16 protein-coding genes are annotated in these 19,827 nt (G+C 61.9%); 7 read left to right on the top strand and 9 right to left on the bottom strand.

Going from position 1 to position 19,827, the window contains the following annotated elements; translation table 11 throughout:
* The first annotated feature begins 66 nt into the window (after positions 1-66).
* Positions 67-432, top strand: coding sequence for a cupin domain-containing protein (locus RIE53_04145; protein ID MEQ9103865.1), 366 nt, complete (start codon positions 67-69; stop codon positions 430-432).
* Here RIE53_04145 and RIE53_04140 read toward each other — a convergent pair.
* The 3 genes from RIE53_04140 to RIE53_04130 are packed head-to-tail and all read right to left on the bottom strand — an operon-like array spanning position 377 to position 3,073.
* Positions 377-1,090, bottom strand: a complete 714-nt coding sequence (locus RIE53_04140) for a TlpA disulfide reductase family protein (GenBank protein ID MEQ9103864.1) — start codon at positions 1,088-1,090, stop codon at positions 377-379. The two genes, RIE53_04145 and RIE53_04140, sit on opposite strands and share 56 nt — an antisense overlap.
* Positions 1,091-1,093: 3 nt before the next feature.
* A complete protein-coding gene (locus RIE53_04135; GenBank protein ID MEQ9103863.1) occupies positions 1,094-2,266 on the bottom strand; it encodes a galactokinase family protein in 1,173 nt (390 codons plus the stop codon).
* Positions 2,267-3,073 carry an MBL fold metallo-hydrolase gene (locus RIE53_04130; protein ID MEQ9103862.1) on the bottom strand — a complete coding sequence of 269 codons (807 nt, stop codon included), beginning with the start codon at positions 3,071-3,073 and terminating at the stop codon, positions 2,267-2,269.
* A 75-nt stretch (positions 3,074-3,148) separates the two neighbouring features.
* Between RIE53_04130 and RIE53_04125 the strand changes: the two genes are divergently transcribed.
* A complete protein-coding gene (locus RIE53_04125) occupies positions 3,149-3,943 on the top strand; it encodes an alpha/beta fold hydrolase (GenBank protein MEQ9103861.1) in 795 nt (264 codons plus the stop codon).
* On the opposite strand, the gene RIE53_04120 is transcribed toward RIE53_04125, so the two are convergent.
* From RIE53_04120 to RIE53_04110, 3 genes are read right to left on the bottom strand one after another with little or no spacing between them, the layout of a single operon-like run.
* A complete protein-coding gene (locus tag RIE53_04120; protein MEQ9103860.1) occupies positions 3,927-4,895 on the bottom strand; it encodes a polyprenyl synthetase family protein in 969 nt (322 codons plus the stop codon). The genes RIE53_04125 and RIE53_04120 overlap by 17 nt on opposite strands.
* 2 nt (positions 4,896-4,897) lie before the next feature.
* Positions 4,898-5,923 carry an iron ABC transporter permease gene (locus RIE53_04115; GenBank protein MEQ9103859.1) on the bottom strand — a complete coding sequence of 342 codons (1,026 nt, stop codon included), beginning with the start codon at positions 5,921-5,923 and terminating at the stop codon, positions 4,898-4,900.
* 4 nt (positions 5,924-5,927) lie between these two features.
* On the bottom strand, positions 5,928-6,842 hold the full coding sequence (locus RIE53_04110) for an ABC transporter substrate-binding protein (GenBank protein MEQ9103858.1): 915 nt from the start codon (positions 6,840-6,842) through the stop codon (positions 5,928-5,930).
* A gap of 40 nt (positions 6,843-6,882) precedes the next feature.
* On the opposite strand from RIE53_04110, the gene RIE53_04105 reads away from it, so the two are divergent.
* From RIE53_04105 to RIE53_04095, 3 genes are read left to right on the top strand one after another with little or no spacing between them, the layout of a single operon-like run.
* On the top strand, positions 6,883-7,827 hold the full coding sequence (locus tag RIE53_04105; GenBank protein MEQ9103857.1) for a diacylglycerol kinase family protein: 945 nt from the start codon (positions 6,883-6,885) through the stop codon (positions 7,825-7,827).
* Positions 7,824-8,693 carry a deoxyribose-phosphate aldolase gene (deoC, locus tag RIE53_04100; GenBank protein ID MEQ9103856.1) on the top strand — a complete coding sequence of 290 codons (870 nt, stop codon included), beginning with the start codon at positions 7,824-7,826 and terminating at the stop codon, positions 8,691-8,693. The genes RIE53_04105 and deoC overlap by 4 nt, the downstream gene beginning before the upstream one ends.
* A 2-nt stretch (positions 8,694-8,695) precedes the next feature.
* Entirely contained in the window at positions 8,696-9,223 is a 528-nt protein-coding gene (locus tag RIE53_04095) for an SPOR domain-containing protein (protein ID MEQ9103855.1), read from the top strand.
* Here the strand turns inward: RIE53_04095 and RIE53_04090 are convergent.
* A complete protein-coding gene (locus RIE53_04090; GenBank protein ID MEQ9103854.1) occupies positions 9,207-9,947 on the bottom strand; it encodes an ROK family protein in 741 nt (246 codons plus the stop codon). The genes RIE53_04095 and RIE53_04090 overlap by 17 nt on opposite strands.
* A gap of 54 nt (positions 9,948-10,001) precedes the next feature.
* Here RIE53_04090 and pgm point away from each other — a divergent pair, with 54 nt between their 5' ends.
* Positions 10,002-11,675: a phosphoglucomutase (alpha-D-glucose-1,6-bisphosphate-dependent) gene (pgm, locus tag RIE53_04085; GenBank protein MEQ9103853.1), complete on the top strand. Its 1,674-nt coding sequence runs from the start codon at positions 10,002-10,004 to the stop codon at positions 11,673-11,675.
* 33 nt (positions 11,676-11,708) lie between these two features.
* On the opposite strand, the gene RIE53_04080 is transcribed toward pgm, so the two are convergent.
* A complete protein-coding gene (locus RIE53_04080) occupies positions 11,709-12,815 on the bottom strand; it encodes a hypothetical protein (GenBank protein ID MEQ9103852.1) in 1,107 nt (368 codons plus the stop codon).
* 221 nt (positions 12,816-13,036) lie between these two features.
* Between RIE53_04080 and RIE53_04075 the strand changes: the two genes are divergently transcribed.
* On the top strand, positions 13,037-18,493 hold the full coding sequence (locus RIE53_04075; protein ID MEQ9103851.1) for a FlgD immunoglobulin-like domain containing protein: 5,457 nt from the start codon (positions 13,037-13,039) through the stop codon (positions 18,491-18,493).
* Positions 18,494-18,611: 118 nt separating this feature from the next.
* Here RIE53_04075 and kbl read toward each other — a convergent pair whose 3' ends face one another.
* Positions 18,612-19,802: a glycine C-acetyltransferase gene (gene kbl, locus RIE53_04070; protein MEQ9103850.1), complete on the bottom strand. Its 1,191-nt coding sequence runs from the start codon at positions 19,800-19,802 to the stop codon at positions 18,612-18,614.
* Positions 19,803-19,827 lie beyond the last annotated feature (25 nt).

The raw sequence follows: 19,827 nt of genomic DNA, 5'->3' as shown, positions 1-19,827 counted from the left end.
CTGGTATGATCATGTGGCGACGCAGTATACTGACGCTTCCGACAACATGAACAACACGGTGTGACCATGTCTGCTGTCCGTCACTTCGCCTGGGATGACCTTCCCGTAGAACAATTGTCCCCTTCGCTCGGCCGTCGCCTGATTTCCGGGGAAAGGGTCATGCTGGCCCACGTCTACCTGGACAAGGGCTGCATCGTGCCGAAGCATCAGCACGACAACGAACAGATCACGTATGTCCTGTCCGGCGTACTCCGCTTTTTCATCGGCGAGAACGGGGAGGAAGTCGTGGATGTCGGACCAGGAGAAGTGCTCCATATTCCGTCGAATGTGTGGCACAAGGCCGAGGCGCTCGAGGACACACTGGATGTCGACATTTTCAGCCCTCCGCGTCAGGATTGGTTGGACGGGACGGACGATTACCTGCGTCGTTGAGCTTGCGCAGATACGTCCGGAATTCGGGCTTGTCGTAATTCGCCATCCCGGCGTGCACCAGGCCAAGCGTTCCATCCGCCCCGATGATGTACGTGGTCGGCAGGACATTGCTGGTGTAGGGCGGAGGCAGCGGGGCGGCCAGACGGTACACCGGAAACGTGTATCCTTTTCGATCCAGGAACGCCTGAACGTCCGTGTCGGCGTCGTCCGTTGAAATCATGACGAACGCAACACCCGTTCCCTGCAGGTCGTCATGGAGGGACTGGATGTACGGCATCTCGGCCAGGCATGGAGGACACCATGTGGCCCAGATGTTCATGAAAATCGCGGATCCCCGGAATGATGCGAGGGAGACGGGCTCGCCGTCCAATGTCATCAAGTGTACGTTGAAATTGGCGGGCTCCGGGCGCATCTGGGCGAGCGGAATATCCGGCTGGAAGAATCCGGTACGGAGCAATTGTTGCTTCAGCCATCCGTTGACGTCCTTGCCCGTGTCGGTGAACAGCAGCAATGCCGCCAAGGCCAGGATGCCCAGCCACTCAAGCCCGGTCCGCAGCCACGGATGCCGGAGCCAGGGACGGGTGTGAGCCCCGCTCGGGGGGGTGTGTCGCAGATCATCCATGGCTCTTCCGTGACCGGGGTCGGGCTTCCGTTTCATGGGTCAACGTGTTGCAGACTCCAGACGGAGACCATCTGAAAGACCCGTATCCCATACCTGCAGTTCCGCGTCGAACAATTCCGTGTAGGTAGCCTTCAGTCGTTCGGGCAGGCCTTTGGGAATGCCGTCCGGACACCATGCGAGGACACTGCCTCCCCATCCGGCGCCCGTGAGCCGGGCACCGGCAATGCCCCGGAATGCGGTCAGCGTGGCCACGAGGGCGTCCAGTTCGGGTATGGAATTCTCGAAGAGGGTACGGGAACTCTCATGGGAGGCCGACAACAACGCACCGGCGGCCACCTGGTCGTCCCGGGACAATGCGTCCAGGAAGGCCCGGACCCGTTCCGATTCCTCGGTGATGTGGCGGGCGCGTCGGGCCAGCACCGGCTCCAGGGCATGTCCATAGACGGCAACGTCCAGCGGATGCAATTCGGCCAGGTTCCGCATGCCGGGAATGAACCGCTCCAGACTCATGGTCGCGCCCAGGCATTCGTTCACGCGTTGCTCATAAGGACTGTCTGCAAGTCGATGTTGCACATGGGACTGGGCGACCAGGATCCGCGTTCCGGCAGGAAGGCGGATGGTATGATGCCGCTGGAGCGCACTGTCGAAGACGACCAGTTCCTCGGGTTGTGCATGGGCGACCACGGTCTGGTCAAGGAGGCCGCACGGGACCCCGACAAACCGGTTTTCCGCCCGTTGTGAGAGGGCCGCGATGACGGAGCGGTCCAGATACAGGCCGAATGCCTGTGAGAGGGCCAGGGCGGTGGCGGTTTCCAGGGCCGCGCTCGATGACAATCCGGCACCGGCTGGAATGTCCGATACGACAGCCAGGTCGAACCCACCCATCTCCATGCCCTGTACCAGCAGTTCGTTGACAATGCCAAGGGGATACGCCGCCCAATCCGGCCAGGCGTCGGTAGCATGGCGCGAAATCGTGGTCAGCACCGGCGGATCCGGCATGATATCCGATGCCAACCGGATACCCGAATCGGATCGCAGGGCGATGGCCACGTACAGTCGCCGGTCGATGGCCGCGCCCACGACGCATCCACCGGTGTGGTCCAGGTGGTTGCCCAGGATTTCCAGGCGTCCGGGTGCAGACGTTATGACATCAGGGTCGGATCCGAACACCTTCCGGAAGTGAAACGCAGCGCGCAATTCAGGTCTGGACATTCACAACTCCCTGTGCATGCCTTCGGCGGCTGCAACGCAGGCAATCGAAGGACCGAGAATGGCGCGGGCTTGTGCCTGGATGGCGTCCAGTTCCACATCGGTCCGAATCGGATCGTGGTGGAACAGGATGAGCTCACGGACTCCGGCCTGCTCAGCGAGCCGGCAAACATCCGGTACGAAACTGTGACCCCAGCCCGTTTTTCGGGATCGTTCCGCTGCGGTGTATTGGGCATCGTGGACCAGTACGTCCGCATCCCGGCAGAACGCGACCACGTCTGCGTGCTCCGGGCCCAGCTCGTTGTCCGTCATGTAGACCAGATCACCCTCCGGTCCTGAAATACGGTAGGCGAAACACGTCCCGGAGTGGTTCACGGGCATCCAGGAAAACGCCACCCCCAAGGGGCCAAGGGTCGCCTGGCCCGATCCGGAATCCTGTTCCCAGCGGACAGGGAATGCGTCGGCCGGCACCGGAAAGTGGATCCCGTCCATCTGGGAAAGCAAATGGTCCATGAAGGACGGCTCCATCCCGGTCAGGAAAACAACCCGGGTGCCGGCCGCCATCAGGGGCGCGAACATGGGAAACCCGTGGATGTGATCCCAGTGGACGTGCGAAAGGGCAACGATGTACGTGTGCTCCCGCTCGGGAAGCGTGCGACCGTAGGCGGCAAGGCCCGTTCCGGCATCCAGGATGAGCGTGTGGGACTCGTCGAGGGATACCGTCAGGCAGGGCGTGTTGCCGCCGTATTTCATGGTCTCGGGACCCGGGACCGGAATGGAGCCCCGCACCCCCCAGAATTGAACGCGCATTCCGGACTGGATTCGTGTCCCGCCAAGGTACGGAAGGTCGGGGACATTGGACGCCGATCATCGTACGACGGCGGAATGCTGTTCCATCGTACATATGAATCGTCTCCCGACCATTCCTGGGTGGTCTTCATCCACGGTGCGGGAGGGTCTTCGGCCGTCTGGTTCAAACAGGTGCGGGCTTTTCGTCCCGATTTCAACATCCTGCTGGTTGACCTCCGGGGACACGGTCGTTCGGCCGATTACGACGGGCAAGGTCGGCCGTATACCCTCAACTCCATTGCCGAGGACGTGATGGACGTGTTGGATCACGCAGGGATCCGATCCGCCTACTTCGTGGGTGTATCCCTGGGCACCATCCTCATTCGGACCCTGGTCGATCTGTATCCCGACCGGATCCGGGCGGCCGTGTATGCGGGAGCCGTTGCCGGTTTCACACCGGTGGCCCGAGCGCTGGTGGCATCCGGTCACTTCCTGAAGTACATCGTGCCCTTCAGTACGTTGTACGGTATGCTGGCCTGGATCATCATGCCGGGGCGGAAAGCCCGCGAAGCCCGTGCCGTTTTCCGACGCGAGGCGAAGTCCGTGCGACCGGATGAATTCCGCCGGTGGATGCGCATGACTCGCGAGGTCAACGGACGGATGCGTGCCTGGGCCGACGCCGCGAAATCGTGCCCGTCCATGTATATCATGGGTGCCCGGGACTATCTGTTCCTGCCGCCGGTTCGTCGCATCGTGGCTGCGAGTCCGAATGCCCGGCTGGAAGTCCTGCAGGGAGCCGGGCATGTCTGCAACATCGAGCAACCGCGACGTTTCAACCGGCTGGCCACGGCGTATCTGTCAGAGATGGACGGCTCTATTTGGCCCGATTGATGGTAAACGTAACCAGGTTGTCCAGGGCATTCCTGGCCTCGGACTCCGGCAACTCCAGCAGTTCTTCCCGCGCCAGGGACGCATGGCGGTTCATTTCTTCCGTGGCGTATTCCAATCCCCCGCTGTTGCGGACGAAAGAAAGGATGGTCTCCAGATCCTTGGGTGACTTGCTGTCCGACCGCATCATCCGCAGGATGCTTCTCCGGTCCGATGCCGACGCATGCCGCAGGGCGTGGATGAGGGGCAACGTCATCTTTTTTTCCTTGATGTCGATGCCAAGGGGCTTGCCGACGTCATTGGCGCCGAAGTCAAACAGGTCATCCCGGATCTGGAACGCAATCCCGAGCGACTCCCCGAATCGGCTCAGTCGCTCCACCGTCTCTTCAGGCGCGCCTACACTCACGGCTCCGCATCGGGTACACGCGGAAAGCAGGGAGGCCGTCTTGTCGGAGATGATCCGGAAATAGGTTTCCTCGTCGATGTTCAGCTTCCGGGCTTTTTCAATCTGCAGCAATTCTCCTTCGCTCATCCGTCGGACCGCATCGGATACTACGTGCAACAAGGCATACTCCTTGGTATCGAGGGCCATGAGCAGACCCCGGCTGAGAAGGAAGTCGCCCAGCAGGACGGCAATCTTGTTCTTCCAGAGGGCATTGATGGAGAAGACGCCGCGACGGCGGTCTGCATCGTCAACCACATCATCGTGGACCAATGTCGCGGTATGGAGCAGTTCGACCAGGGCCGCGCCCCGGAACGTGGATTCGCCGACCTGCCCGGCGGCCTTGGCGGAAAGCAGTACGAGCGTGGGACGCAGTTGCTTGCCCTTCTGGCGCAACAGGTACTGGACAATCAGGTCCAACAGGCGCACGTCGTTGCGCATGGCCGTCCGGAAGTACGCACGGAAGTCGTCCAACTCGGCTGAAATCGGAGCCTGGATGTCTTTCAGTTTCATGTTCACGTATGGAAGCGGTACGATCCGCGACGCAGCAGCAAAAGGAAGAAGGGTACCCCGGCAAGGGCGGTTACGATCCCGACGGGCAGTTGTTGGTTGGGCAACAGGACCATGGACAGCACGTCGGCAAGGACGAGGAAAAGGCCCCCTGCCAGGAAGCCGGCAGGAATCACGTACCGGTGGCTCACTCCCGTGAACGACCGGACCGCGTGCGGAACAATGAGTCCGACGAATCCGATGGCTCCCGAAATAGCCACCAGTGTGCCCGTGACGAGCGCCGCCAGTACAACGAGTACATGTTTGACGTGCTCGACCGATACGCCGAGTCCCTGTGCGGGTTCTTCGCCCAGCAACAGGGCATCCAGGGAGCGGGACAGCAGGAAAAGCACGCTGGCACCACCCACGGTCACGACGGCGGCCAGCGGCAGGTCACCCGCAGTAATGCCGGACAGTGACCCCAACAGCCACCACAGCCCGGCACGCAACCGGTTGGCATCGGGATAGGCGAATGTCACGAACGAGGACAGCGAGGCCATGAGCGCGGCCATGGCCACACCGGCCAGCAGAAGGCGGGTAATCGACAAGCCGTCGGCGGTCCGGGCGACGCCATACACGATGGCCATGGTAAGGAGTGCACCGGCAAATGCCGCCATGGATATGGATGCGATGCCCGTCATGACGGCCGGAAAGACGCCCATATAAAACAAGGATGCTCCCGCCGAGGCACCACCGGATACGCCAAGGATATAGGGTTCCGCGAGGGGATTCCGGACCAGGGCCTGCATGGCAACGCCCACGCAAGCCAGACCCGCACCCACGAGCCAGGCGGCAAAAACGCGCGGAAGCCGGAGTTCCAGGACAATCAGGGACACCGACGGATCGGCGGGCAGGTTTCCGGCCATCCGGTCCCGGAGAACACGAGCCACGTCGGCAAGGCCGATGTCCACGGTACCGATGGTCACGGCGTAGGCCAGCACGAACGGGGTCAGTACGGCCAGGAAAAGGATGATGCGAACGGAACGGTTCATTTTGTCATGATCCGGGCGTTGCCTGTCGGATGGCGGCCATGTCCCACGCCGCCTGGATGGCCCTCGGTCCCGGACGCAAGGCCAGATCCGGGTCAATCCGGAAGACGCGTCCGTTGGCGACTGCGGGGACATGGCGCCACGCCGGATGGTGCTCGAGCAGGGCCTCCAGGGGATGTTCGTCCGAAAAGCTTCCGAAAATGTAGTCGGGCGCGGCCTGGATGACGAACTCGTCGCTCAATACCGGGGCCTCCGTGTCGAAATTCGCCGTAATCGATGCAAACCCCGCGTATTCCATGAGTTCATGGATGTGACTCTCCGGTCCGAAAGACCATGAGGTGGAGGACGAAATGAGGAAGAGTGCAGATGGACGCCGCGTACCCTCCACGACGGTATCCAACGCATCCAATCGGGATTGGAGGGAATCCGCCACGAACCGGGCCCGATCGGTCTGGTCCAGCAGCGTTCCGATCTGGAGAATGGCTTCAAGCAGATCTTCAATGCTGCGATTCTCCAGCAGCTCTACCGGAATGCCGAGGACCTCGAAGGCTTCCATGTCGCGCGGCGCATTCACCTGATGCGTTCCGATGACCACGTCCGGCTCAAGCACGACAATGGCCTCGTAATCGATGGGCAGCGCGCTGTAGGTGGGCAGTCCCTGGATGCCGGGCGGGAAATCGTCGGCGGTCGTGACGCCCGCAAGGGCCGCACGACCGCCGACGAGCCAGACCATTTCGGTGACACTGGGAGCCAGAGGAGCAATCCGTATGCTGCCGGTATGCGGGGCATCCAACGACGCATCAGGCGGTGTGTCCGGCGGGGTCTCAGGCCCGGACCGGGTGCAGGCGGCGAACATCATCGCGCCGAACACGACCAGGCCCGCCTTGCGAAGAAAAAATGGGCATCCAAGTACACGATTCATAGCGTGCGGAAGATAGGGCGCGGCCGTCGTAAGTTGCGGCATGTCCACGACCATCTCCATGATTGCCAATCCCGCGGCCCGATCGGGACGCCTGGGTCCCGATGTGGTACGCCTGCATGCCATGGCGCAGGAAGTGTTGGGTCCGATTGATCTCCTCCTCACCGAGGGGACACGCCATGCCGAGCAATTGGCCCGGAGCCTTCCGGCGGCGGTTCAAACCGTGATCGGTGTGGGAGGGGACGGAACCCTGAATGAAATTGCTGCCGGCCTGTGTGAGGCAGGACGGCCCATCCGGTTCGGTATCGTCCCGGCGGGTTCGGGCAACGATCTGGCCCGGGTACTGCACCTGTCCAGCCATCCGATGGATGCATTCAGGACCATTCGGGACGGGGTTCCCCTGCACATGGACTCCGGGACGGTTACCTGGCGCGACACCCACGGGGAAGGCACCCGACGGTTCGTGAACGCGTGCGGGATCGGGTTGGACGCATTTGCGGCATGGTATGCCCCCCGTTGGAAGCATTTGCCCTTCGGCGTGGGTTATTCGGTGGCCGTGCTCGTGGCGCTGGCGCGATGGATCCCGGTCGGGGCCACCATCCGGTCGACCGAGGGTACCGTCCTGCATACAGGCTCTTTGATGTTCACGACGGTGGGAAATGCCAAGGATTCCGGAGGGGGGTTCCGACTCAATCCACGTGCCCTGGTGGCCGACGGATTGCTGGATGCGTGTATTGCCCGGGGCATGAGTCGATCGCGCGCGTTGCAGATGCTTCCCAGGGCCCGGACCGGAGCCCATCTGGAGGCCCCCGAGGTGACGTATGAACAGGTGAAAGGTCTGACGATCGATGTGGATCGTGGCATTCCCATCCATGCCGATGGCGAAATGTGCACGCTGGAAGGTCGGGACATCCGGATTGCCGTGGATGCGGGCTCGGTAACGGTGCTTGTGGATGCAGACCGGATGGACCGTATCTTGCAGGCATGACAGACGTCGAACGACAGGAACTGCTGGGTCGGCTCGAGGCCCGGTACCGGGCCGCTGCCGACAGCGCCCCCGCGGGATCGGGACACGAATTGGACCCCATCGTGCATGCAGGGGCATGCCGCGTCGGCCTGCACGCCGACCGGGCGGGCGTACGCGGTTATTCGGCCTGTGACCTGGCCCCTCCATTGGCCCGGATGATTGATCACACGGCGCTGAAACCCGAAACGACGGAGGCCGAAATCCGCGCGCTTTGCGAGGAAGCGCGAAGCTATTGCTTTGCATCGGTATGTGTGAATCCAGCATACGTCCCCCTGGCGGCGGCAGAGTTGCAGGGAACGCCGGTCGCCGTCTGTACGGTCGTCGGGTTTCCGCTCGGTGCGACCAGCACGGCATCGAAGGCGTTCGAAACCGGTCAGGCTGTTCGTGACGGTGCCCGCGAGGTGGATATGGTCATCCACGTGGGCATGCTGCGTTCCGCAGCCCATGACTATGTGGAAAATGATATCCGTGCGGTCGTGCAGGCGGCCCGGGATGCCGGCCGTACCGTCGGAGCCGGGATCATTGTCAAAGTCATCCTGGAGACCGCTCTGTTGACGGATGAGGAAAAGGTCATCGCTTCGGTCCTGGCCCGGAACGCGGGCGCGGATTTCGTGAAAACATCGACCGGATTCTCAAAAGGGGGGGCCACCCCGGCCGATGTCGCCCTCATGCGACTGGCTGTGGGCCCGCGAATGGGCGTAAAGGCATCGGGAGGCGTACGATCCCGGGAAGATGCGGAAACCATGATCGCACACGGCGCTACTCGCCTGGGCGCGAGTGCATCGGTCGCTATCTTGAAGGGTGAATCATCAGACGGCACCTATTGATCATGAATCGTACCGTCCCCATCCTCTTTTTGCTGTCCGCGCTTTGGGTGTCCGCTTGTGCCCCGACCCGTCCGACGAGTACCGATACGGTTGACCCGGTCGCCACCGTGCGTCCGTGGAGCGATGTGGAGACCTGGGACGTTCCCCCGATGGACGAAATGCCCGTCCCGGCCGAAAGGGACGTGGATCATGCCGTTCCGGATTCCCTCATGCGCAGCCTGGCCGACCGGGGCATTGCCGTCGAGCGGGCCGGTTTCCGGGTACAGGTGTTCTCGTCCATCAACCGGCGGGAAACGGTTGAGACCGAAGAGCGCTTGCTCACCTGGTTGGAAACGCTGTCCCAGGAGGACCTGCGACGGTTGGGAATCCGTGGGGCGGAAGACGTCTACAATGTATTCGCTTCTCCGTACTATCGGGTCCGGATAGGTAACTTCACCACACGCAACCGGGCCATGGCCCTGCATGACGCCCTCTCCCGGACCTTCCCGAACGTCCTCGTGGTACCGGATCGCGTCAGGATTGTGCGCTGACCCAGGCGGCTCCGATGATGCCGGCTTCGTTTTCCAGGGCTGCGGTCAGGAGTTCGGCATTGGTTTTAAGGAAGGGCATGTATTCGGCGGCCTTCTGGGGACGCGAGATGCCGCCGCCAATGATGATGATGTCCGGTGCGAACAGGAATTCGACACGGTCCAGGTATTCCTGGAAACGCCCCGCCCAGGCTTCCCACGAGAGCCCTTCCTCTTCACGCACCCGGTTGCTGGCGTAATTCTCTGCCGGCATGCCCCGAAGCGAGAGGTGCCCCAGTTCGGTGTTGGGTACCAGATGATGGTCCATGAAGAGGGCGGTCCCGATTCCCGTGCCGACGGTTACGAAGAACACGAATCCGTCACGGCCCTGCCCGGCGCCGAACGCCATGGAGGCGACACCGGCGGCATCGGCATCATTCAAGGTATGCACGTCCAGCCCCGTCGCGTGTCCGAGCAATTCGTCCACGCGCGTGTCCACCCAGTCGTCATGGATGTTGGTGGCCGTCCGCACCAGCCCGTGCTCGACGCGGGCCGGCAGGGTGCATCCGAGCCGCCCGTTCCATCCGAAATGTCGCACGATTTCCGCCACTACGTCGGCGACGGCAGCAGGTGTGGCCGGTTGAGGGGTCGGAATGCGGTGCCGGTCGGTCACCAGCATTCCCGTGGTCACATCGACGACGGCTCCTTTTATTCCTGTGCCGCCGATATCAATGCCGAGAACTTCCATGAATGACATCCAGTATGTTTGCGGTCGTCAAGGTACATCCAATTCTGCTTTCCCATGAGCCCGACTTCTTCGAACGGTCTTTCCGACATCCACCCCCTCGCCGGAAGGTCTGTCCCGGCTGACATGGTCATGGACACGGCGGCCCTGGTCGATGCGTACTTCACGCGCTCGGCCGATGCCGCAGCGCCGGGTGGACCGCCGGTCGCCTTCGGCACGTCCGGTCACAGGGGCTCATCGCTGGACGCATCGTTCACCGAGATCCACATCCTGGCTACTACGCAGGCCATTTGCGAGTACCGGCGCGCGCAGGGCATTGACGGGCCGCTGTTCATCGGGGCCGATACGCACGCGCTCTCAGCCCCGGCCCTGGAAACGGCCATGGAAGTACTGGCCGCCAACGATGTCGCCGTTATCTACCAGGAAAACCTGGATCCGGTGCCGACGCCGGTCATTTCGTGGGCCATCCTGGGCTGGAACCGGACGCGGAGCCGCCGGGCAGATGGGATCGTCATTACGCCGTCCCACAATCCGCCGGAGGACGGCGGCTTCAAATACAATCCGCCCACCGGGGGGCCTGCCGATACCGATGTCACGCGGTGGATCCAGGATCGCGCGAATGAACTCATCCGGAAGGGGGCGGGCGGCGTCCGGCGCGTATCCTTCCAGGACGCGCTGGACGCCGCCCGCCCCATGGACCTTCGTCGTGACTACATTTCCGACCTGGGCGCGGTCGTCGACATGGAGGCCATTGCGGCCAGCGGCCTGCGATTGGGTGCCGACCCCATGGGGGGGGCTGGCGCGGCGTACTGGGACCTGATCGCCGAGCGGTATGGCATCGACATCACCGTCGTGAATCCGGGCGTTGACCCCACATTTTCGTTCATGCGGCTGGACCGGGACGGGAAAATCCGGATGGACTGTTCATCGCCGTGGGCCATGGCCGGCCTGGTGGACCTCAAGGACCGGTTCGATGTGGCATTCGGGAACGACCCCGATTTCGACCGTCACGGTATTGTCACGCCGTCGGCCGGACTCATGAATCCCAATCATTACCTGGCCGTCGCCATCCAGTACCTGTTCCGTAACCGGACGTCCTGGCCGCGGGACGCGCAGATCGGCAAGACCCTCGTATCCAGCTCCATGATTGACCGTGTGGCGGGTGACCTGGGGCGCCGTGTTGCCGAGGTCCCGGTCGGGTTCAAGTGGTTCGTGGACGGGCTCCTGTCGTCGGCGTATGGCTTCGGCGGGGAAGAGAGTGCGGGCGCATCGTTCCTGCGTCGGGACGGGACCACGTGGACGACGGACAAGGATGGCATCATCATGAATCTGTTGGCCGCCGAAATCACGGCCCATACAGGGAAGGATCCCGGGGAGCACTACACGGCGCTCACGGAACGATTCGGCGCACCGATCTATGCACGCACCGATGCTCCCGCCGGTCCGGCCCGCAAGAAGGCGCTCTCGGCCCTTTCCGTGGACGACGTGCAGGCCTCGACCGTCGGCGGCCATCCCATCACGCGCATCCTGACCCGCGCGCCGGCCAACAACGCGCCCATCGGCGGTCTGAAGGTCGAAACGGAGAACGGATGGTTCGCAGCCCGGCCTTCAGGGACGGAGGATATCTACAAGATTTACGCCGAAAGCTTCGTGGACCAGGCCCATCTGGAGCGCATCCAACGGGATGCCCGGACACTCGTGGACGACGTCTTCACCCGTGCAGGAATCTGACGCCCGGAAGCACGTCGCCGAGCGCATCTCCCATCAGGAAGCCGCCAGCGCGCATCGTTTCAGGTAGGCCTCGCGAACGATGGATACGTCCTCCAGGAATCGCCCCAGCTCCGGAATCCGGAGCGCCTGGGGTCCATCCACCAGGGCTTTGGCGGGGGCGGGGTGGAAGTCCACCAGGATCATGTTGGCGCCAGCGATGACTCCCTGGGCCGTGGCGTGCATGACATCGCTTATGCCGTCCGGAGCCATGTCGCGGGTCCCGACGGAATGGGATGGATCCACACAGACCGGCATCCGGGTCAGACGCTTGACGACCGGGACATGCGAGAAATCCACCAGATTGCGATGCGGGTCGCCCATGCTGGTCTTGACGCCCCGGAGCGTGAAAATGACATTCCTGTTGCCTTCACTGGCCAGGTATTCGGCGGCGTTCAGGCTTTCGTCGAGCGTGATGCCGAAGCCCCGCTTGAACAGGACCGGATACGTATTCTGACGTCCCACGGACTTGAGGAGTTCGAAATTCTGGGTATTCCGGGTGCCGATCTGGAGCATGACGCCGGTCGGATTCCCGGTTGCTGCGAGTGCCTGATGGATCTCGTCGACATGGGATTCATGGGTCACCTCCATGGCAATGACCTTGATCCCGTACTTGCCCGCCAGGTCGAATACCCATGGCAGGCAACTGGCACCATGGCCCTGGAAGGAGTAGGGGCTGGTCCGCGGTTTGTAGGCGCCCATCCGCGTCGTGACCTGACCGTGTTCCTGGAGCGCCTGCATCATCTGCTCGACGTGCTCCGGGATATCCACGGCGCACAGTCCGGCGAAAACGTGCAGCGTGGACTGGCTGAAGGTCACGCCATTGTAGGTGAATCCGGTCTGACGTTCTTCGTGCCCGTGACGACCCAGTATGCGGTAGGCTTCCTGTACCCGGACGGCGCGCTCCACACACGGGAGACTCTGCATGGCTTCCTTCTGCAGGGCTTTGGTATTGCCCAGCAGGTAGATCTCGGTGAGCGTCTGCTCGGTACCCTGGATGACGTGGGTCTTGTACCGGATGTCGTCCAGCGAATCCAGGTGGCGTACCAGCTGGGCATACGACTCTCCGTTGGGATCGGTATTCGGCTTGAGGATCAGGATCATGGTGGGGCGTTGCGCGTGTGTTCAGTTCCGGTTGCAAGCTACGTTGCTCGGTCAGGTCCGGAGGTGAAAATCCAGTATGGGTTGGACACAGGAGACACCCGCTCTTTTTGTGTGCACCGATTGCGAATTTCATACTTTCGTACGTACTCCATACCTGACATACTGTACCCGGAGTACCACCATATCCCGTCGCAACCCGCGTCTGGAGCCCCAGAAATACCATGAATTACCGTTACAATACGCTGCGGACCCGTTTTTCTACGTTTGCATGGACGTTCAGTCTGCTGCTCGTAGGTCTTGCATCGCCCGCATTGGCCCAGGACGTCGGAAACGCGGGCTTTGACAACACCGCATCCATTGGCGACGGTTCGATCATCAACACGCTGGGTCTGACGTACAATCCGGTACCGGATGGCGTGACCCAGGTGAGCCCTGTCGTGGCCAACGGTACGCTGTTCCTGGAAGTGGAAACCAAGGCTGCAGGACGTCTCAGCGTCTGGCCGGACACGCAGGACAACGCCACGTTCACTGACAATGCCCAGCAGATCTTCCTGATTCCAGGTGCAGGGACGCATCAGATCTCCGTGACGGGCGTGGGTGTGGCGAATCCGGCCCCGGGACGGTGGTTCCGGTTCATTTTTGAGGTTGGAACCGTCACGGTGGCCGATCCCAACACCAATTACGGTGCACCGGCTGTCGCACAGGGGGAGATCGAAGACTATCAATTCGAAGTCCTCGGCGCGGGTGGTCCGATTTCCTTCACGGTTCCTCCGGGAGGTGGTACGACCACAACGACCCTGACCGGTGGTACGGACATCCAGGTCGACTTCAACGGCAACCCGATTTTCCAGGCCCCGCTGGCCGATGTCACGTCCCTTTCCTTGACAGGTGACCCTGCAGCGAATGACAATTTCGTCATTGACCTGACCAACGGCGATCCGATTCCGGCCGGTGGTGTAGCGGTGGACGGCGGCGTCGGCGGGACCGACGACCTGACCGTGACCGACAACGTCAACAACGACCCCGTGACGCACACGTTCACAGGGCCGGGCGCAGGGACGATTGACGTCGACGATGGCACGATCACGTACAGCAACCTCGAAGACGTAGTCGACGACGTACCGGCGGTCACCCGTCTCTTCAACGGCACGGGCAACGATGAAATCATCGATATCACGGAAGGTGGTGGCGTCGGCGACGACGTGATCCTGGTCGATTCCGATGACGGAACTCCCATCCTCGTGAATGTCGCCGCGACGACGGACTTGAACATCGACGCAGGTGGTGGCAACGATACCATCAACATTGATGTCCTGGATTCGGCATTCACGGGCTCGAACATCGACATCCTGGGCGGAACGGGCAATGACGAACTCAACGTGGACATGGCCAGCGATGGCCCGCTGGCTACCGGCCCCTTGTCCTTTGACGGTGGACCGGGTGCATCGGACGACCTGAACCTGTCGAACAATTCGTACACGGCCGTAACCCATGACTTCGAAGCCGGTACGATTGACGTCGGTCTGCCCAACATCATCACGTATTCGAACACGGAGAACGTGGACGACGACCTGACGGTCGAGGATCGCACGTACTTCTTCACGGCCGGTGCGGACACGGGTACCATCGGCGACGACGGCGATGCCGGTGACGGCGAGAGCTTCATCAGCGACGGCAACACCGACGTAACCTTCAACAACCCGACCGGTGGGACGCCGACGCTCACGGTGGATGCTCGCGGGGGCAACGACACCTTGACGCTCCAGGCGTTCGACTCGGCGGCGGCACACGCTACGTCCATCCTGGGCGGAGCCGACGACGACGACCTGCTGGTCGATTTCCTGAACGGGATTCCCGTGGCGGCCGGTACGGTGGATTGGGACGGCGGTACCGGAACCAACTCTTTCCTTCTGGACAACGGCTCCGGCTTCATGACCATCACGCATGATTTCGCTGCGTCCACGGTCGACATTGACGGCGGCAATGACTTCACGTACCTGAACTCTCCGGTTAACGAGGACGATTTGGGTGCCACGAACAAGGTGTTCAACTTCTCGGCCGGTCCCGACGCCGTGGTCATCAGCGACGACGGTGATGCGGCTGACAACCAATCCCGGACCACCGATGGCACGCTTACGATGGATTACCGTCGCGCAGGTACCACCACGACCTTCAACGGTCTGGCCGGAAACGACACCTTTGCCTTCGGTCTCCTCGATGCCAACGTGAACAACGCGGTGGTCATCAATGGCGGTGACGACGACGACACGTTGACGGTGGACTGGTCGGCAGGCGATCCGCTCGCTGGTCCGAACCTGACGTACAACGGCGGTGCCGGTGGAACGAACTCCGACGACCTCATCCTGGACGACGGTCCGGGCATCGTGACCATCGATCACGTCTACGCCAACGCGAATGACGGAACGGTGACCGTAAATGGCAACCTCATGACCTACACCGGTCTCGAGCCCATCATGGACAACCTGACCGGTACCACACGGACGTTCACGTTCCCGGCTACGGATGACGACATCACGTTGAATGTCGATTTCTCCCTGACGCACAGCCAGATTTCCTCCGTGGCTTCCAGTGAAATCACGACGTTCGCGTTCGGCGGTCTCGACACGGTGGTCATCAACGGCGGTTCGGGCAGCGACATCTTCGACGTCGAGCCCACGGTGGAGTATGCCATCACGGTGAACGGCCAGGCGCCGACCACACTCACGCCCGGAGACCGGTTCACGTTGAATACCGGCTCGCTCGGCCTGGGAGACAAGGTCACCCTCGTCGAAACGAACAATACCGATGGGGTCTACTCCTTCGACTCCGGTGAGCAGGACGTGACCTACACCGGCATGGAGATCGTGGACCTGCGCTTCTCCGATCCGAATGCCTACCTCGGCAGCACCTACGAGGGTGACTGGATGTATCCGCTGAACACGGAAACGGGAATCTCGATCGAGCCGTACTTCAACTGGGACATCGAGAACTGGCCGGCCGGACCGCACCCGTCGTCGCTGACCACGCTGCTTCTTGAAGTGTCGCTGAACAGTGACCTGTCGGCACCCGTCTTCACGACGACGCTCAAGGAAGACGGTGTAACACCCCTTATTGCCACGGGACTGAATGAAGACCACTTCATCACGGATGCCGATCGGGATGCGGGCATTGTGCTCCTGAACGATACCCAGTATTACTGGGGACTGACGGCCGACATGTTGTCCGGCGCCGTGTTCTGCCAGACGGCCACGTTCCGTACGATCGACGAGCTGCAGCCGACGCTGAACTATCCGGCCGATGGTTTGACGCTCCACAACACGGACATCTTCAACTTCTCTTGGGATGTGGCCCACGCCACGTCACACGATCTGTACTGGCGCATGGACCTGGACCTGAACGACAAGCTGTCGTTCGATGGAGCCACGCCGGCCATCATGGGTGGGGACATCGAGAACGATGACAACACCAATGCCGCCGATGGTTTCACCGAGGTGACCATGTTCTCCTCGAACAACCTTCCGACCCCCATTCTGTATGGCTCGACCTACACGTGGCGTGTAGCGACCATGTGGCCGGTGCCTCCCACCGGTTGGGTGCCGCAGGAAATCCATGACCTGGATGAGACGGATCGCATGGTCGGTCTGTCTGAACTCGCCGAGTTCCAGACGGTGGTACGCGCCGTTGTGCCCATCCAGAGCTATCCGGTTGACGGTCACATCGTATACGTGAACGATCCGGTGCTGTCCTGGTACACCGGTGGTCCGTTCAACAACCTGACCTTCGACGTCGAAGTCTATCTGGCGGATGGCACGAGCACGCCGGCCGTTCCGGTTCCGACCGGTCCAACGGTCTGTTCGACCACCGGTCTGACGGGACTCCAGTTCGATACCGATACGTTCTGCGGGGGACTCGATCCCGGTGTGACGTATGTATGGCGCGTCCGGAGCAACCTTGGCGCACAGCAGTCCGCATGGTCCGGTTACGAAGAGTTTACCACGCAGGGTGTGGGAACGAACGTCGCGGTGACCCCGAGCTATCCTGTGGATGGCCTGGAAATCTATACCACGGCGCCGACGCTGCACTGGTTCACGGGCACCAAGTTCGGTGGTCTGGACTATACGGTGTGGTACCTGGACTACACGGGTGGCGCGGTTCCAGCGAGCTGTGCAGCCCTGAAGGTGGCCCCGGGTGCGGTGTCGCTGCCGACCGTTTCGGTCACGCAGACCCAGGTAACGGGCTTGCTGCCGGGCAGCGACTACGCCTGGTGCGTGACGTCGTCCAATGGCATCACGCCCGATCTGGACTCCGTCGTGGAGACCTTCCATGTCGTGGGTGGTGAGGACGATGCGTTCCCGGTTGCCAGCTGGCCGATCGGCAATCCGACGACCTACTCCCTGACCCAGCCGCTGACCTGGTACCTGAACGGCCCGGCCCTGGGTGTGTCCACGTACGATGTCCAGTACTGTGACGATTCCGGTTTCACCACAAACTGCACCACGGTCACGGGATTGACCAACACCCAGTACACCATCACGGGGCTGTCGTACGGTGATGTCGTCCATTGGCGCGTCCGTGCCAACTACACGGGTGGTGGACAATCAGATTGGACGAATCCGCAGTCCCAGGGCTCCTTCACGGTCACGGGTCTTTTGAGCACGCTGAACGCTGTTCTGACGTACCCGGTCGGTGGACTCATCCTGTCCGATGACCAGGCCGTGTTCAACTGGTATGTGAACGGGTCCACGCTGGGTCCGAACGCCTATCGCGTCCAGTGGAGCTACACACAGAACTTCATCAATATCGGTACGGTCACGCAGACCCAGGTCACGACAGACCAGTTCCTGGCCGTCAACGATCTGATTCCGGGTCATACGTACTGGTGGCGCGTGGCCGTCTCCAATGACGGTGGAGCCACATTCGGGACCTACTCGGCAGCAGAAAGCTTTGTCGTCGATGCCGGTGCCGTCGCTGTGCAGCCGCGCGTGGGCAGCCCGGTGGGTGGTGTTCGCGTTGGTACGCTGTCGCCGACCATCAGCTGGATCCTGCCCGTTGCAGCCGGTGAAGGGGTGACGTACGATCTGTACCTGAGCACGTCCCCGGACATGTCGAATCCGACGGTGTTCGAGGGTGTGGCCAACGCGTACTATCGTCCGGATGGCCTCGAGCCAGGCATGTACTTCTGGCAGGTCCGCTCCAGCGGCAACGGGGTCATCTCCGCGTTCTCCGACGTGGGTGTGTTCTCGGCGTCCGCCATGAGCACCGGAATCGAAGAGCCCGATGATGTGATTGACAACGGAAACGCGAAGCCGACCGACGATGAAACGGCGGTCGACGGAGACGTTGATGGTGTGGACGATCCGAAGTCCGATCTGGATGAACCGGCACAGGAAGTGCTGCCCGATGCGTTCATGCTCGGCCAGAACTATCCGAACCCGTTCAATCCGACGACGACCATCCAGTTCAACGTGGCTGAAGCCGCGAACGTGAACATCACGATCTACAACATGCTGGGCCAGCAGGTACGCACGCTGGTCAGCGGACAGATGGCCCCCGGTCAGTACTCGGTCCAGTGGGATTCGAGGGATGCAGCCGGACGCGCCATGCCGAGCGGCATGTATCTGTACCGGATGGATGCGGGATCCTTCAACCAGACCCGTACGCTGGTCCTGATGAAGTAACCGAAGGACCTGCTTGCAGAGCAGATTCTTACTGAAAGAAGAAGGGGCGGGGCGCTGAAAGCGCCCCGCCCCTTTACTTTTCATGGGCTGCAGTCGTCATGAAACGGCCGTCAGGCGCTCAGGATATCACGCCGTGCTTGCGACCGATCTTGACGAATGCGGCCACGCATTGGTCCAGGTGGGCATCCGAATGGGCTGCCGAAATCTGGACGCGGATACGCGCCTGGCCCTTGGGCACGACCGGATAGCTGAATCCGATGACGTAAATGCCTTCCTGCAGCAATTCGCTGGCCATGTCCTGGGCCAGGCGCGCATCATACAGCATGATGGGCACGATGGGGTGGACGCCCGGCTTGATGTCGAACCCTGCGTCCGTCATGGCGGAGCGGAACCGGGCCGTGTTGGCTTCCAGCCGGTCTCGCAACTGGGTGGTTTCCGTCAGCATGTCCAGCACCTTGATGCTGGTGTGGGCAATGACCGGAGCAAGGGAGTTGGAAAACAGGTAGGGACGCGAATGCTGCCGGAGCAGCTCCACGATCTCCTTGCGCCCCGTCGTGAATCCGCCCATGGCACCACCGAGTGCCTTTCCAAGCGTACTGGTAATGATGTCCACACGGCCCATGACGCCGCAGTGCTCGATCGCACCCCGGCCGGTAGGTCCGAAGAAACCGGTGGCATGGCACTCGTCGACCATCACCATGGCACCGTACCGGTCTGCCAGGTCGCAGATCTCGTCCAGCTTGGCCACGGCACCGTCCATGCTGAATACGCCGTCGGTCACAATAATCCGGCGTTTGGCTCCCTCGCTTTCCTTCAGGCACCGTTCCAGGTCGGCCATGTCGCCGTGCGCGTAGCGATACCGTGCCGCCTTGCACAACCGGACGCCGTCAATGATGGAGGCATGGTTGAGCGCATCCGAAATGACGGCGCATTCGGCATCCAGGAGCGGCTCGAAGACGCCGCCGTTGGCATCGAAGCAGGCCGCGTAGAGGATCGTATCCTCCGTACCATGGAATTCAGCGATCCTGCGCTCCAGGTCCTTGTGGACATCCTGCGTGCCGCAGATGAAGCGGACGGACGACAGTCCGAACCCATAGTGGTCCAGCCCTTCTTTCGCGGCTGCTATCAGGGCAGGGTGGTTGGCCAGGCCGAGGTAATTGTTGGCGCAGAAGTTGAGTACATCCTCACCCGTGGACACGTGGATTTCCGCGGCCTGCTGGGACGTGATGACGCGCTCTTCCTTGTACAGACCGGAAGCACGGATGTCATCGAGGATGGCCTGGATCTGGGGTCGGGCAGAGTCGAACATGATGGACGGGGGCTGGTTGCGGGCT

Source organism: Rhodothermales bacterium, from assembly GCA_040221055.1.
Classification (GTDB): domain Bacteria; phylum Bacteroidota; class Rhodothermia; order Rhodothermales; family UBA10348; genus 1-14-0-65-60-17.
Note: the sequence above shows the minus strand (reverse complement) of the source record. Positions and strands in the feature narration are given on the sequence as shown.